Annotated in this window: 13 protein-coding genes; 3 read left to right on the top strand and 10 right to left on the bottom strand. The window is 39.5% G+C overall.

Annotation, left to right across the window (positions count from 1 at the left end; translation table 11 throughout):
* The first annotated feature begins 19 nt into the window (after positions 1 to 19).
* Complete coding sequence (locus PISS_RS04655; RefSeq protein WP_058154338.1) at positions 20 to 1,000, top strand: TDT family transporter; 981 nt, start codon at positions 20 to 22, stop codon at positions 998 to 1,000.
* A 77-nt stretch (positions 1,001 to 1,077) separates the two neighbouring features.
* On the opposite strand, the gene PISS_RS04660 is transcribed toward PISS_RS04655, so the two are convergent.
* The gene (locus tag PISS_RS04660) at positions 1,078 to 2,478 is read right to left on the bottom strand and encodes a pre-peptidase C-terminal domain-containing protein (RefSeq protein WP_058154339.1); all 1,401 of its coding nucleotides are present in this window, start codon (positions 2,476 to 2,478) and stop codon (positions 1,078 to 1,080) included.
* A gap of 295 nt (positions 2,479 to 2,773) precedes the next feature.
* Positions 2,774 to 2,947 carry a DUF2986 domain-containing protein gene (locus PISS_RS04665; RefSeq protein ID WP_013464421.1) on the bottom strand — a complete coding sequence of 58 codons (174 nt, stop codon included), beginning with the start codon at positions 2,945 to 2,947 and terminating at the stop codon, positions 2,774 to 2,776.
* A 161-nt stretch (positions 2,948 to 3,108) separates the two neighbouring features.
* Here PISS_RS04665 and PISS_RS04670 point away from each other — a divergent pair, with 161 nt between their 5' ends.
* Positions 3,109 to 4,596 carry a dipeptidase gene (locus PISS_RS04670; RefSeq protein WP_058155468.1) on the top strand — a complete coding sequence of 496 codons (1,488 nt, stop codon included), beginning with the start codon at positions 3,109 to 3,111 and terminating at the stop codon, positions 4,594 to 4,596.
* A 72-nt stretch (positions 4,597 to 4,668) separates the two neighbouring features.
* On the opposite strand, the gene PISS_RS04675 is transcribed toward PISS_RS04670, so the two are convergent.
* The 5 genes from PISS_RS04675 to PISS_RS04695 all read right to left on the bottom strand — a co-directional run bounded on the left by PISS_RS04675 (position 4,669) and on the right by PISS_RS04695 (position 9,417).
* A complete protein-coding gene (locus tag PISS_RS04675) occupies positions 4,669 to 5,430 on the bottom strand; it encodes an EAL domain-containing protein (RefSeq protein ID WP_058154340.1) in 762 nt (253 codons plus the stop codon).
* Positions 5,431 to 5,686: 256 nt separating this feature from the next.
* A complete protein-coding gene (locus PISS_RS04680) occupies positions 5,687 to 6,115 on the bottom strand; it encodes an OsmC family protein (RefSeq protein ID WP_058154341.1) in 429 nt (142 codons plus the stop codon).
* Between the two features lie 192 nt (positions 6,116 to 6,307).
* Positions 6,308 to 7,465: a N(5)-(carboxyethyl)ornithine synthase gene (locus tag PISS_RS04685; protein ID WP_058154342.1), complete on the bottom strand. Its 1,158-nt coding sequence runs from the start codon at positions 7,463 to 7,465 to the stop codon at positions 6,308 to 6,310.
* Between the two features lie 285 nt (positions 7,466 to 7,750).
* Positions 7,751 to 7,885, bottom strand: coding sequence for a DUF2256 domain-containing protein (locus tag PISS_RS04690; protein ID WP_010391223.1), 135 nt, complete (start codon positions 7,883 to 7,885; stop codon positions 7,751 to 7,753).
* Positions 7,886 to 7,887: 2 nt separating this feature from the next.
* A complete protein-coding gene (locus tag PISS_RS04695; protein WP_058154343.1) occupies positions 7,888 to 9,417 on the bottom strand; it encodes a cryptochrome/deoxyribodipyrimidine photo-lyase family protein in 1,530 nt (509 codons plus the stop codon).
* 102 nt (positions 9,418 to 9,519) lie between these two features.
* Here PISS_RS04695 and PISS_RS04700 point away from each other — a divergent pair, with 102 nt between their 5' ends.
* Positions 9,520 to 10,128, top strand: coding sequence for a flavin reductase family protein (locus tag PISS_RS04700; RefSeq protein ID WP_058154344.1), 609 nt, complete (start codon positions 9,520 to 9,522; stop codon positions 10,126 to 10,128).
* A gap of 18 nt (positions 10,129 to 10,146) precedes the next feature.
* Here the strand turns inward: PISS_RS04700 and PISS_RS04705 are convergent, their stop codons facing one another.
* From PISS_RS04705 to PISS_RS04715, 3 genes are all read right to left on the bottom strand, one after another.
* Complete coding sequence (locus PISS_RS04705) at positions 10,147 to 11,448, bottom strand: MFS transporter (RefSeq protein ID WP_013464428.1); 1,302 nt, start codon at positions 11,446 to 11,448, stop codon at positions 10,147 to 10,149.
* 67 nt (positions 11,449 to 11,515) lie between these two features.
* Positions 11,516 to 14,821 (bottom strand): PAS domain S-box protein, encoded by a 3,306-nt coding sequence (locus PISS_RS04710; RefSeq protein WP_058154345.1) that lies wholly within the window; start codon positions 14,819 to 14,821, stop codon positions 11,516 to 11,518.
* On the bottom strand, positions 14,821 to 16,059 hold the full coding sequence (locus tag PISS_RS04715; protein WP_058154346.1) for an ABC transporter substrate-binding protein: 1,239 nt from the start codon (positions 16,057 to 16,059) through the stop codon (positions 14,821 to 14,823). Before PISS_RS04715 ends, PISS_RS04710 begins: the two co-directional genes overlap by 1 nt.
* Positions 16,060 to 16,230: the final 171 nt, after the last annotated feature.

The following is a 16,230-nucleotide window of genomic DNA, read 5'->3' on the forward strand; positions in this document are numbered from 1 at the left end:
GTGAGTGTGGAGTATAAACATGTTTAATTATATAAAAGCCAAAGTAATAACGGCACCCACCCCAATGGGCGGATTAGCATTAGGCATAGCCAGCCTTGGTTGGGCTTGGGAAAATATGTTCAATGTAAATGGCGCAGCGCAATACACTGGGGCGGCAATTGCAAGCGTATTATTATTAATACTTGGCTTAAAATTTTTACTGCACCCGCAATTACTAAAAGCCGACTTAGCGCACCCTGTTGTAGGCAGTGTGGTGCCTACTTTTGCTATGGCAACGTTGGTGGTATCTAATTCGTTAGGACACGTTAACCTATTAGCTGGCGATGTGCTTTGGGTAGGCGCATTTTTATTGCATTTGGGATTTTTATTGAGCTTTATTATTCATCGTGTTCGTGAGTTTAAAATTGAGCACATGGTGCCAAGTTGGTTTGTCCCACCGGTGGGGATTATTGTTGCCGATGTCGCGTTCTCGGGTAACCCAGCACTGCTATTTTTAGCGCAAGGGGCACTTTATTTTGGCATGTTAATGTACGCAGTTATGCTGCCGATAATGATTTATCGGATAATATTTGCTGAGCAAATTCCTGATGCTGCACAGCCTACACTGGCTATTTTAGCGGCGCCAGCAAGTTTATCGTTAGCGGGGTATTTCACTGTGGTGACTCAACCGTCACCAGTGATTATTGGGGGGTTATTTGGTATTGCCATACTAATGACACTCATTATTTATACGGCATTTTTTAAATTACTACGCCGCAGGTTTTGCCCAGGGTTTGCTGCATTTACCTTTCCCATGGTCATTGGTGCTACAGCGTTATTTAAACTCGCGGATTGGATGCTAACGATGAACGTGGATATGCAGTTTATAAATCAAATACATTACTTAGCGATATTTGAGCTGCTAGTAGCAAGCGCTGTGGTTAGCTATGTAGCGATCCGTTATACGCATTATTTTAACCCTTTGGCTTCAAAGTGGCTTGAATATAAAACGAATAGGTAATTATCAGGTTTTTGTTTATTTAGTTATTATTTTTGCGACAGTTAAAAAAGAGCCCAAAGGGCTCTTAACTGGGGGGATTAATAAGGATTGATAGGGGAATAGAAGTTGGTGTTATTACCATTAATGCTCACGTCTAGTTGCATACCATTATGAGCGTGGCTAACCACATTGTAATTATCACCAGGTAGTAGCTTTATTCTATTAACATTTTGATAGTTAACAGCACTGCCACATTGCAATGTTACTCTTTGCGTATTAGCCGTTTCTTTAAAGATGTAAATTTCATTACTGCCGTCAACAACACCTGTACCAGAGGCATCGATGAACAGTGAGGTTGCCTCACTGGCTGCAATAGAAAAATACTGATTGCTGTGATGGCCTAAAGACACGATGGCGCGCCCCATTCTGTCACGTTCTTGGAAGTGCGTATCGGTTAAGCTATTGTCTAAAACAGGCACATCAATAAAGCGACTGCTGAAGTTAAGTGTCTCATGGCAAAAGTCAGTGACTACTTCATCTGATACTGCACCAGCAACACCATCCGGGTCGTACACGCTGTTTGCCATTAATGCCATGCCTGCAGACGTTCCGCCAACGACACCGCCCTTATCAAAAACGTGTTGCACAGCGGTTTGTACTTTTGTACCTTGCCATTGATTAAGATAATCAGATTGGTCACCGCCTGCAATCCATACAAATTCAGCACTGCGGATAGCCCAGTCAACATAGTCATCATTCGCTTTGTTGCGAGTATCAATGATCAGTGTTTCTACTGAGTCGGCATTCATTAAGTTCAGTAAATAATCGTTGTAGGCGTCAGTACCTGAGGTTCTAAGCACAACAACATCGGCACCGCTGCCAACATGGTTGGCAACGCGATTACTAAATGCTTGATCAACATCGCTGCCACCACCCATTAGTAATACAGCACCTTGATCAGCTGTTAATGTGCTACATGAATCAGCACTGCCACCTTGTAAATATGCTTGTAATGAACCTGGTTTTGCAGGGCGAGAACTATAGCCACAATCACCGTTACCACTTCCGCCACCGGTGTTACTACCTTCACCAAAATTGACTGTTAGATCGTACCAACCTGTACCCGAGTAACGCGTTACTTTTACATAATAAGTACCCGTTGATTGCGCGTTATAACTGCCTGTTTCTGGCACATTACTGGTCGCCCCTTTGGCTAGGGCCGAACCCGTTTCTTGATATAATGCCCAGTCAAAGTCATCACGAGTATGATGATCAAGATTAACTTCAATAGGTCCGGTTTGTGTTAGTTCGAATCTAAACCAATCAGTATCATTTCGACTCAACGAGCCTGCAATGGTGGTATTACTACAAAGTGGGGAATTTGCATTGCTTTCAGTGTCGTTTGATTCAACCTCGTTTGTTAAACAAGCATTACTTGCAAACGAAAAAAACATGCACGCGGCTAGTGATCCATTAAGAATTGAGAGTTTTCTTTTCATTATTGTTACCTGAATTTTAATTACATAGAAGCCTTCCTACTGCGAGGCATTATTGCTTTTAAATTATTCAGGTTTTTTTATTCGTCGAACCATTCACTTAAATGATAGTCGACAGAACATTCTTGAGGAGCACTAGGAGTGATAATAAATAGTTTGTTCATTTATGCCTCCTAAGTGATTATTGGTGTGTTTCAGCATTGTTGCTGAATGTTCAATATTACAGTTAGGTGCTTAGTTTGCAACTATTTATTAACTTTTATTTTACTTTTTGTTCTAGGCTTTTGTTTTTATTGATTTATAAACATGTTTCATCGTTTATAGACTCTATTTGCTGTTCTTGAGCCAGTAATGCTAATTTTTCACGTTCAGCTTTAGACACATAAGCAGGTTTATTACTTTTATGTAATTTTGCATTTGCGCGCTTATCTTTGTTATTAAACTTTGTAATGATCTTTTTTCTGCGATTCATGATTAACCCCGTAATTTTAAGGTGCGCATTATACAGGCATCTTTAGTAAAGCTGTTAGATAAATATAGTGGCGGTTTTACGCTCTGTCGCAAAGCGTTGTTTGTTATTAAATAAGGGCGTTATAATTATGGTTCTTGGTTGTTAATTAAATGGGATTTGTTTTGAAAAAGTTAGCTTTAGCTAGTATCGCTTTATTGGCCTTTAATACTCATGCACAATTAAATAAAATTAATGACAGCGTGGCTGATTACGCTGTAAATACCTACCAAAGTGCGCAAGTACATACACTCACAAATTTGGTGTCTTTTCCAACGGTTAATAAAAGTGATGTTAGCGCACCACAAAATCCCGACTTTATTGGCTTTAAAGCGTTACTAAAAATGAAAGCGGCTGAGCTTGGTTTTGATTATCAAGATTTAGGTTACACCGTACTTATTGGTATGGGGCAACAAACTGAAAAGGTAACCATAGTAACTCATGGCGATGTACAACCTGCTAATGCCAGCAAATGGAAGCAAAGCCCATTTGTTATTGACACCTCAGAGGCGGGTAAGTTGGTTGGTCGAGGTACCGAAGACGACAAAGGCGCTATTGCGACTGCAATGTACGCCATGAAGGCGATAAAAGATAAAGGCATAGCGCTTGATAATCGTATTGAATTAATGATTTACCTAGCGGAGGAGTCTGACTGGGGGCCGTTAACTGAGTTTATGAAAACTTATCAGCAACCAAAGTATGCGGTAACCATTGATGCCTCTTACCCTGTAGTGGTTGCTGAAAAAGGCTGGAGCTTAATTGCGCCAACATTTGATGCAACATCACCACAAACAGGTGTGTATGTCAGTGATGTAACCGGCGGCGCATTTGCCAGTCAAATCCCTGAAGATGCCAGCCTATTACTACATAACGCCAACGAAACATTAATTAATCAATTAAAAGCAAAAGCTAACACACTTAAGCAAGTTGAATTTAATTTTACAGAGCAAAATAACGCGCTGGCCATAAGTGTTAAAGGCATGTCGGCTCACTCATCTGAACCGGAATCAGGCGTTAACGCCATTGCTTATTTAGCTGAAATATTTAAAAACGTTGAGCTTGAAAACAATAGTGATGGCCAGCTCATTGATTTTGTTAATCAGCTTATTGGTTTAGATATTCACGGTAAACAGTTTGGCGAAATTGCTTATGAACATGACTTTATGGGGCCAATGACCGTAGCGCCTACGGTTATTGAACGTGAGGGTAATGCGCTTACTTTAGCGGTCAATGCTCGCCGTCCGGTTGGGAAAGATGAGACGTTACTTAAACAACAAATTGATACTGCGCTTGCTAATTGGCAAACGGCTAATCAGGTTACGTTAGCTAACATTAAAACCACCATTGGTACGCCCATGCTTTTAGATAGCGCACCCCATGCGCAAAAGCTACTTGATATTTTTAAGCATTATACGGGTGATAAAAACGCTGATTTTGTTTCAATAGGGGGCGGTACAAATGCCAAGCTATTTGATAATGCCGTGTCGTTTGGCCCATCTATGCCGGGCAAACGCTACACCGGGCACTCAGAACATGAGTTTATTACCCTTGAGCAATTAGCACTTAATTTACGTATGTACACCGCAATGATGATAGAGTTGGGGAATATGTAATTTTGGATATATAACCTATATCTAATACGAAAAAACCGCCGTAACGGCGGTTTTTTTTATAGCAACGGTGTGCTATTGAAAATCAACTTCTGGCAAGCATTCAAATCCAGGTTTTGCAAATAAATAACCTTGCATTAGCTCAATACCTGCGTGTTTCAACCACTGATATTCTTCAACGGTTTCAATGCCTTCAGCCAGAGCTGTAACATTTAGCGCGCTAAACATGTTTAAACAGTGAGTTACGATTGCCTGGCGATTTTTATCTTTGTCGATATCTCTGATCAGCGCCATATCAAGCTTGATAATATCAGTTTGAAAATCGGCTAATAGGTTTAATCCAGAATAGCCTGAACCAAAGTCATCGGTGGCTGTTTTAAAGCCTAATTCTTGGTAATAGCTCACAACACGTTTTACATGTGCGCTGTCTTCTATTTTTTCGACTTCTGTAAATTCAAACATAATATTTGTTGTAGGGAAGTTATACTTTTTAGCGGCTTCTAGGGTGGTACGAATACAACGCTCTGGCTTGTAGATAGCGTTTGGTAAAAAGTTAATACTAAGCATCGAATCTACACCCAGCTTTGATGCAAGTGCAATCGCTTTAATTCTGCATAACTGATCAAACGTATAGCGGTTAGTATCGTTAACGCGAGAAATAATAGAGTAGGCAGATTCATTATTTAAACCACGGACAAGTGCTTCATATCCAAAAATAGTATTATTTTGACAATTTACAATAGGCTGAAATGCCATGGTAAAGTCAAAATCTAGTTCATTCGAATCAACGCAATTGCTACAAGATACTTTTTCGCAATTTAGTGATTTATCATTCATTCATCGTACCCTTTGTTTTAACCTACAAAATAAGGTGTGGTTAAGCCTGCCCTTAATCCTAACAAAGTATTGATATTTTACATAATCTATTTAACTGTTTTTGTTTAACCTTTTTGTAACTCACCGCGATTAAACAGTGCCTTTATTTCTATGATTAATGAAAAAGTAGCAATAAGGTTATGGCTTTTTTACATGCGCATAACCTTACTTTTTATGGGCTTTAAGCGCTTTGCGCCTAGCTTAATACACTCGGTATTTACTTAAGTATGGCGTTAAGCGAAATCTCAGTATTTAATAATTTTGAGATAGGGCAGCCTTTTTTGGTTTGTTCGCACAATGCTTGAAATTGCTCATTTGAAATATCTGCAATGGTTGCATTTACTTCAAGGGCAATGTGCGTCACGGCAAAGCCATCATCCACTTCGTCTAAACTAACCACTGCTTCGGTGTTTATGTTCTCAGCGGTAAAGCCCGCTTCACCAAGTGCCAGCGATAAAGCCATACCAAAACAGGCACTATGTGCTGCACCCACTAATTCCTCAGGGTTTGAGCCTGGCTTATCTTCAAAGCGGGTATTAAACCCATACGGCTGGTTATCTAATGCGCCACTTTGCGTTGAGATATAACCTTTCCCTTTTTTAATATCACCAGACCATGTTGAACTTGCAGATTTTTTAATCGTCATTATGTTCTCCTTGTTGAGGGTGTAGGCTTTTTAGGTTAATTAGTCATACCGTGTAGTGTTTGCAATACGTTGTAAACACTACACGGTAAAACAGCTAAAAAGCGTTATTTATATAGATAGTTGCAAAATAGAAGCCAAATAATTGAATAAACAAGGTTCACGTTATGTTTGGGATTATTTATTATCCCGAATTTAGGTTATGTCAGCTATTTGCAGGTGATAAGGAGGCGTACTTTCACGGTTTTGAAACGCTAAAATAGCGTTGTTTTTAATTATTCCGTGTTCAATATTGATAGCGCGGCGAATGGTTTCGTCTTTTTGCCATTGCTCTGGGCCGACTAAAACAGTTGGCAAGTATACAATGAGCGCGGCAGAAATAGAGCGCGTTGCACTTTCCCATAAGTAGCTAGGGGTATGATCAACCGCGTAATAATCCGTGGTTTTATAGCTAAACATTGGGTGTTTAAATGTTGTTGGCTTTGCAAAAAAGAATCCCATTCCTTCATCACAGCTTACATCTATTATAAGGCTATTGGGTTTTAAGCAATCGGCTTCAGATTCAATCACAAAATTGACGGGGTTTGCGGTTTCTTGGTAGGTGCCATTAACAATAATGTCAGCTTCGCTAATAAGCTCAGTAAGCGGACGCTGCGAACCATCGTGCTCAACCACTATCATACGAGCTTCGCCTTCAGTGCCTGGGCGTACTTTAACATAATGACAATCAAGTACTTCTTCACGCACTTCATGATCGGGGCGCTGTATACAAATTGTAATATCTCTAAAACCATGAGCTTTTAATGCATAAATAGCGCCTCGGCTAACAGCGCCAAAACTAAAAATAATGGTTTTACGTTGATTACCGTAATGACCATCAATGCCTTTTAGTTGCAGAGCATGTAACACCGCACAATAACCAGCCATTTCATTGTTTTTATAAAAAGTATGACGGCCCACATTCCCCTGTGGTGACCATACAAACATGTCTTCAAAGGCAATAAGAGTAAGCTTTCTATCAAGGGCAGCTTGGGTAATTGCTTGTTGTTGTACGCAATGTACATAGCCCCAAATTGTGCCGCCTTCTTTAAGCTCTTGTAAATCAGCAAGCACTGGTTTGGCAATAATGACGGTGCCTAATTGGGTTAAAATATCACTGCGGGTGGCAATGCCGCCTGTCAGTGCTGCAATTTCTTCGTCGCTCATATTAAATGCCGCGCCATAACCTTGCTCAAAAATCATATTTTTTCTGAGTTTTTCAGGTATACGCATTAAATGCGCAGGATGAATAGGGTAGCGTCTTTCATCTGTTTTACGTGATGTTCCAATTACGCCAATAGTTAATTCACTCATGCTATATCCTTGATTAAAGTATGCTGAGTTTATAAACGAATAATGCTACATCGCTAACAAACAAAGAGGGGTTTTACAGGCAAGATCACGCCATGGCTGTAAAATAAGGCTTGGTAAAGGGTGTTCTTTTAATTAGCTGTGCTAGGTATAATGAATGTTGAGCAGGCAGAGGGTAGAGTGTTAACTTGCATTGAATAACAAGTTGAAACGTTAACCACTATAACAGCTATGTAAGATATAAAGTGAGATTAAAGCGAATATGCGTGTATTGGTTTTTATAAGCGGCTATTTGCTGCGTTTGCACCGCTCTGAGCAATAAATAACGTTATCCCAATCTCGTTGCCACTTTTTACGCCACGCAAACGGCTTATTGCATACTGGGCAAATTTTTTGCGGTAAGTTAAGTTTTTTGTGCGCCATAATTAGGTGTTCTCTTTATTGCTGTTACTGCGAGTTTTGCGTTTTACACGGGTGATTTTTTGAGTCGGAGCTACGTGTTTTTTAAGAATTTTACCTATGGCGCGTTTTACATCGGGCCGCTCTCGGTATTGCCATAGCCGTTCGCGGGCTTCTTTTGAGGCGGTGGTTAAATCAAGCATCGGCTCAGGGTAGTCTTCACCTAGTTTAAAGTCGTTAAATAGCGCTTCCATGGGCGTTTGCTCCCAAGGTTGATGTAAATATTCAATGGGGAGCTTTTCAAGTTCAGGGCACCATTTTTTTATAAACGCACCGGTTGGGTCTTGATCCTCCGATTGCTTTATTGGGTTGTAATGACGAATAGTATTAATACCGGTGACAGAGGCTTGCATTTGAATTTGTGGGTAATGAATTCCCGGTTCAAAGTCTAAAAAGTAATTAGCCAGCGGAAAACTTGCTTGTTGCCAGCTGATGTTTAAATGATGCGTTACAAAGCTAACTAGCATAGCGCGCATTCTAAAATTAATATAACCGGTGGCTTTTAAACAGCGCATGCAGGCATCAATAATAGGAATACCAGTTTGCCCCTGTGCCCAGCGTTCAATATCGCTAGTAACCTGGGCGTCATCACGATACGGAAATGCATGGTAACCCGGATTTAGCGCTTTAAATTCCATGGTGCATTCGCTTTCAAACTTTTGCATAAAATGGCAATGCCAATGCAAGCGCGATACAAACGCGGCAAGTGGGCGCTTCCAGCCTTTTTTATCAGCAGAAGTGCTATGGTATGCGTCAATCGCCATTTGATACACTTGCCTCAGGCTGATATTTCCCCACGCTAAATAGGGCGATAACCTAGAGCAATGCGTACGGCTTAAGCTTGGGCTGGATATTCCTTTTTGATAACTCTTACCGCGTTCAGCAAAAAAGCTTTGCATTACTTCACGGGCAAGTCGAGGGCCCCCGTGCTGAAAATGTTCATTATCTTGCGTGTAGGCGCTCGGCAGTATAGGTGCTTGATAATCAGTAAGAGTAAGTGGTTTTATTTGCTTCCAATTAGGTATAGCAATAGGTGCTTGCATGGTTTGTTGCCAGCGCTCGTTCCAATTACTGCGATTTCTTTTGCCACGTATCACAGCCCCCGTTGGCGACTCTAACCAGTTAATGTGATGGTGTTGGCACCAGGCTTTAATTGCTATGTCACGCTCAAAGGTATTGTTTAGCCCTATTTCTTGGTGGCTAAAGAGGTTTGTGATTTCAAACTGCGAGTGAAGCGATTCAAGCAAGGTTTGCATATCTTCATTAAATATATATACGCGGCTGTTAAAGCGATCCAACTGAGTGTTTAAGTCGCAAATAGATTGATATACAAAGCGCCAATGCCGCTCGTTGTAATGCGCATCGTTAAGCAGTAAAGGTTCGAAATTATAAATTAAGAGGGTAGGCAGGCCGTTACTAAACGCATTTTTTAAAGGCTGATGATCGCTTAGGCGTAAGTCACGTTTAAACCAGACTATGTTTATTTTTATGCGCATGGATTCAATGTATTATTTAAAAATGCTATGAAGTAATTATCTAATTTGTACGCAGCGTAGCGATTTTCCGATTTAGTTTTTTAAGATTAAAAGTGAGAAACCATGTTTTTAGATTTAACCGATAATAGCAACCACTCTGTTTATAGCTACTTAGTAGGCGGTATAAGCCCAAGACCGATTGCGTGGGTAAGCACGTTAAGTGAAAAGGGGGTTGCTAATATAGCGCCTTATTCGTTTTTTACTGTTGCTAGTTGTAACCCGCCGGTTTTAAGCGTCACGCAGGTAAACCCTCGCGATAATGCAAATAAAGATACGTTAAATAATTTACTCGCTACCAAAGAGTGCGTAGTTAATATTGTTAGCCATTCGCTTGTTGATCAAATGAACCAAAGCTGCGCTAACTATCCACGTGACGTGAGTGAATTTGATGCTGCAAATATACAGCGTACCCCCAGCCAATTAGTCAGTGTGCCAAGTGCTGCTGCGTCAAAAGTGCGCTACGAATGTAAGTTGCGAGAGGTGATTACTATTTCAGATGAGCCAAGCGGTGGGCAAATGATGCTGTTAGATGTGGTGGGTATTTTTCTCGACGACACCGTTTTAGTGAACGGATATATTGATCCAACGCGTTTAGATGCGGTGGGTAAAATGGGCGGCGATTATTTTAGTACCACGAAAGACAAATTTGCATTAAAGCGCCCACAGTTATAAAGCAATGTTGGTAACCTATTATTCGGTTTGTGGTAAAAAGAATGCACTTATAGCACCTAAAAAACCAAGGGTGCTGTAAAGTAAAATTAGCTCAGCGGTTGATAAAAAAGCCTCGAGTAAACCAATGCTGCCCAGAAGTAGTAATAACACCCCAATTACCGTGTTACTTACCGATACATAATCGGTGCGTTTATTGCCCTCAGCCATATCAACAAGGTAAGTTTTTCGCCCTAAACGCACGCCTTGGTGTGCAACTGAGAGTAAAAAATACAATATAGGCATAACCCACCAATTTAGCAGTAGTGCGCTATACCAAGTGGCAATAACAAATACGGCTAAGCCATTAAATGTGACTAATATAGCGCTAAGCACTAAAACACGCTGGCTGGATAAGTCACTGAGCCTGCCCCAAATAGGCGCCGAGACTAAACTAGCAAAGCCAGAAACGGCAATAAAAGTGGCAAGCAGAGAAAATTCAAAAGACTGTTTACTGGCTAAAACTATATAAAAAGGGGCACTCAGAGCTGAGCATAAAAGTAGCGCACGGGTAACAACAAAATGGGCAAATTGTTTATCTTTATAAAGCAGCTTAAGTTTAGAAAACGCATGCAGCAAGCCATTTTCACCGCCATCGGTTGCCCCTTTATATTCATTTATTTGGCTGTAAAAAAAAGCCGCGATCACCCACATTATTGCACCGAGTGCTAAGGCTATAATGACGGTGTTTTGATCTTTTTGTTGTGAAAAAAACCACATAAGCAAGCCAAACGTTAAGGTGGCAAAACCGGCAATACTGGCAGCTAAGCCACTAATATTACCGCGCTGTTGCTTAGGAATAACTTTTCCAAGCACATCTTTTGCGGCCACCGAGTTAAACCCCCTAGCTAAGCTAAATAAAATTAATAAACCAATAATGGCGTAACCCGCAAGCTTGCCCTCAAGTGTAAACGCGACACCAACCATAGCCAAAATACATAAAGACTGCACAATAGCGCCAATAACCCACACCCATTTACGAATAGGCAATTGGCGGATAAAGCCAGCAATAGCTAACTGTGGCAGCAGTGAACCCGACTCTCTAATAGGTACTAGCCAAGCAATAAAACTCGCTGGCACGTTTAAGCTTTGCATTAACCACGGCAGCGTTATTTTGGGATTGAGTAGCGCATCAGCAAACTTACTAAACAGTTGGCTTAGCAGTAAAGTAATAAAATTACCGGGGACTTCTTGGCATGCGTTATCGTCAATGGCCTTACACGCGCGAGCATCTTCTTCGTTATTTAAGCGTTTATAAATTTGCTCTTTTGTTAGTTTTTTCACTCTATTTTACCGCTGTATAAGTACAAATATTTATATATATTAAGATGATATGGTTAACATATCTACTTTACTCATTGTTTTTAAGCTCATATGGCAACCACTTTAGAAGTTTTTTAAATAATATGTCTTGTGCAATGGGCTTAGAAATATAGTCGTTCATTCCAACCTGTAAGCACTTAGCTTTATCACCCACCATAGCGTTTGCTGTCATAGCAATAATAGTAATTGGGGGATTTTTACTTCCAGCTTCATTTACTCTTATATGGGTTGTGGCTTGGTAACCATCCATCACTGGCATTTGGCAATCCATTAAAATGAGTGAGTACGGGTTATGGGAAGTTGTTTGTTTTAAATATTCGAGCGCGTGTTGGCCATTTTCTGCAATATCAACGCTGTTAATTCCTATCTTTTTAAGCGTGGTAGAGGCGACGATTTGATTAATGTTGTTATCTTCAACCAGTAAAATACGAATACTTTTGTCCCACACAATATCATCGCTAGACAAAGGCTGAGTGTCAGATAAATCCTCAGTAATGAGGCTGCTATTACTTTGCTGTTTATCGCTAAAGCAGGTCGATAGCATCTTAAAAAGATTTTGTGTGATTATGGGCTTTGTAACAATGGCTGAAAACCGAGGCGCTTGATATAAATCGCGCTGTTTATTTAGCTCACCCGTGGTCATTAAAACAACATGCGCAGCCATAAGATCTACTTCTTTATCAAGGGTTTTACTTAAGGTTAAAGCATCGCCGTCACTTAGCTGCATATCAATCATAATTAAATCAAAACAGAGGTTTTGTTTTTCGATATATTGCTGACATATTTGCACAGCCTGCTTTGCGGATGGGCTGATTACGGCTGTTGCTCCCCATTTAGTAAACTGCTTGTATAAAATAGAAGATTGAGTTTGATTGCTGCACACAATTAAAATATTTAACGATGACATAGCTACAGGAGATAATACTTTTTGTGGGTTTTTACTGCGTTTTAGAACAACATTAAAGCTAAAGTTACTGCCCTTATTTTCTTTAGATTGTACCTGTATATCACCTTCCATTAGGTGGCATAACTTTTTAACAATCGCTAAGCCTAAGCCCGTGCCTCCATATTTTCGTGTTGTTGAAGAGTCAACTTGAGAGAATGATTTAAATAGCTTGGCTTGTTGGGCTGCAGAAATACCAATGCCAGAGTCTATTACTTGGCAGCTAAAACGCATTTGATTGTTGTTAATCGGTGTGAGTTTAGCAATAACTTGCACTTCGCCTTCATGAGTAAATTTAAGCGCATTATTTACTAAGTTTGTTAAAATTTGTTTGAGGCGTCCGGCGTCACCAATGACAAAAGCGTATTCAAGATGCTCTATATCTAGCATTAACGGAATATTTTTACTGTGGGCATGAATTGCTATTGTTTCGATAAAATCGTCGAGCATGTTACAAAGGTTAAACTCTAACTCCTCAAGCTCAAGCTTACCGGCATCCACTTTTGAAAAGTCTAAAATATCGTTGATAATATTTAATAAGGAGTTTGCACTATTGAGTGCAATGCTTACCTGATGGTGTTGTTTTTCATTTAATGAGCTATCTAAAATCAAATTAAGCATGCCTAATACGCCATTCATAGGCGTGCGAATTTCATGACTCATTGCTGCTAAAAACTCGCTTTTGGCAATGTTAGCCTGTTCAGCCGCCGCTTTTGCTTCAATTAATAATTGATTCGCTGCTTTTTGCTCAGTGATATCTTGCTGAATTCCCACATAAGCTGTGAGCTGTTGCTGCTCGTTAAAAACAGGTGAGATTTGTAGGCTATTCCAAAATTCCGTGCCATCTTTTTTATAATTTAGTATTTCTATACGTTGAGTTTTTAATGTTTTTATTGCATTAGTAATAATATCTATTGCGTTCTTATCGGTGTTTGGCCCTTGAAGTAAGCTGCAATTTATTCCTAGCATTTCCTCTTTACTATAGCCTGTTATTTTTTCAAATTCAGAGTTTAAAAAGACTAAAGGAAAGCCTTGCACACTCGCATCGGCTATAGAAATACCCACATTACACGATTCGATTGCCTGCGCTAATAAATCATTTTGCTCTTTTGCTTGTTTTAATGCTTTTTGAGAACGTTTTTGCTCAGTAATGTCAGTTACAGAGCCTGCCATTCTAATTGCTTTATTATGCTCATTGCGCAGTGCCATCCCTTTTACTGTAAAATAACGATAAGCGCCTGATTTAGTTTTTAATCTATAATCGTAATTAAAGGGAGTGTTGCTAATTAAGTGATTTGCTATTTGCTTTTTATGCTTGGTTATATCATCAGGGTGAAGTAACTTATAAAGTGCATCAGCACAGTGAGGCAAAGCGTTTTTATCGTTTTCGTCGTAGCCAAGCAATACGCTAATACGGGGAGAAAAATATACTTCATTTGTAACAATATCCCAATCCCAAATACCATCATTACTGCCCTTAACCGCCAGTTCGTAGCGCGCTTCACTTTGCTTTATAGCTTCTCTTGAGGATTCTAAAAGCTTAAACGGGTTTAGTAGTAAGTGCCGACCAAATACAAACAGGAATAACGACGATAAAGCCATACTTACAATAATTGATATAGCAATATCGATTATGAAGCGAGTAGTTTTAGCAGCAATTAAATTGGCAGTAATGTAGTAGTTTAATGTTATATCTGTATTGCCAATGAGGTTTTGGCCAATACTGACATACTCGTCACCTTGATTTAAATTAGAATAAAAAACCCATGGGCCTGCTAAAGTCAGTCCATGACTTTCACGGTCAAAGTCGGTCGGTAGTAACTGGGTCATTGGCGTATTAAATTGCACCATAAGCACGCCCTCAGTAAAGTTATTATATTTTATAGGCACCGCAATGGTGAATAGGTCAGTATTGGTTGGCTTATTTAATATCACCGCCTTTTCTGTTTGCTCTTCAAGTAAGCTATTTATCCATGGTTGCTCAATTATACTCAGCTCGTTAAGCGAAGGGTCGTTACTAAAAACCACCTCTTTTAGTACGTTTATAATCGTTATTTTTTCGGTGCTCCCCATTATTTTATATTGAAAAAGGTAATCTTGGAGTAGCGCTTTTGAGGTGTCTGACCCCATTATGGCGTTAGATAAAATAGGTTGACGAGCAAGGTCATTAAGAATTTGTGTTCTTGTTTCTAAAAATAGTGTGAGGTAGCTGGTGGTGAGTTTAGATTCAATCTCAAGACTTTTACTTTGCAAATCATAAATAGCTGTATTTGCGCGATGACCAACAAACAGTAAAGAAATAGTCACTGATAATATTAAACTCAATGCTAAAAAAGTATAAAAAGCATTATTTGTTGAGAGCTTAAGTTTTTTATTTATTAATGCTCGCATTACTCAACATTGCCTATTGGGTTTTCGATAATGTGTATTTTTCCATCTGGCTGATAATTCGCCATGCATAAATCGTCAAAACCAAGTGCTTCGTGGGCATCAATATTATTAGCTGACCACACAGCAAAAGGACGTTGGTATTGTTTTATTAAGCCATTAACTGGTATGGTTAAGTTCTCAAGTGCATGTTTAATTTTTGCTCTGTTGTGCTCTGTATTATCGGTTAAAGTTATTTGTGATATGCCCTGTAACAATAGTTTTGTTAAGTCGTAGGCATGAATAAATCCAGCCGGAGAAATTAACTCACTGGGTGCTAAAGGGGTAGGCTTAAGGGATAAGCTTTGTGCTACAACATTTTTAGTTAAAGCGGTTTGCGGCGTTTTTAAAAATGAAAAACAGCTTTGTATAAAATGTAAGCTCAAGTTTGATTTTATGGCTTGCTCAACGTTGGCAAAAAAATCCCCACCCGTTATTCCCCAATGACTCACAATAGGAAGGCGTTCATTTTTGGCAAAACTTGCCATCGCATTTATAAATACAGCCCCCTCAATGGCATTTCCAACAAATAAAATACACTCTGCAGGTGTATTTTTTATTTGATGCAGCATTAATTTGGCGTTATTTATTTTTGTGTTCCAGTTAAACCATTTTACTTGTGGTTTTATGTCACCAAAGGCCTTAAGCATGGTGTTGTTGTTTGATTTTCCCCATGGCGTGTCTTCTAAAAGTAAGAGCGGATTGTTGCAATTTAGAGTTTGCGTTGCAAATTGGGCCATTCTATAACCGGCTTCTGTATCATCTACCGAGAGCCTAAATACCCAGTTATCATCGCTAGGGTATCGGGTAATAGACCCTCCTGCAGCCCAAGGCAGTAGTAGTAATAGTTTGTTTTTATTGATGAACTCTCTGTTTTTTATATAGGGCGGGGAGTGCAATCCTCCAATAAAAACCAGTGCATTGGGGTCTTTTAGAAACTGCTGCATGTGCAATAAGCTGCGATTCGAATTACCTCGGTTGTCTTTTTCAATCAGTGTGAGCTGATAATCTTGTACGTTATTATTAATCTCTGCTAAAGCAGTCAGCACCCCCATCTTCATTGCATAGGCCGATTCGTAATGGTTTGAATAGTCTGAGTCATGGTAGAGCGTTAATGTTTTCAGATCTTCGCTGCGTGCACTTAAAGGAAGTGCTGCAATATAAAGTACACTTAAGAGGAGTACACAAACCAAAGATTGCATAATAAACTTTATGTTAGTAATTTTTATTAAAGTTAGTCTATTTTGGCGTGTTTTCCTGTTTTAAAAGGAAATTATTTAATTTTTTATAAAATATAAAACTGAAATATGATTCAGTATTTTTTTATTAATGGGCATAAAAAAGCCAGCTAAGCAGCTGGCTTCTTGAACTGT

It is taken from the genome of Pseudoalteromonas issachenkonii, from assembly GCF_002310795.1.
Taxonomy (GTDB): Bacteria; Pseudomonadota; Gammaproteobacteria; order Enterobacterales; family Alteromonadaceae; genus Pseudoalteromonas; species Pseudoalteromonas tetraodonis.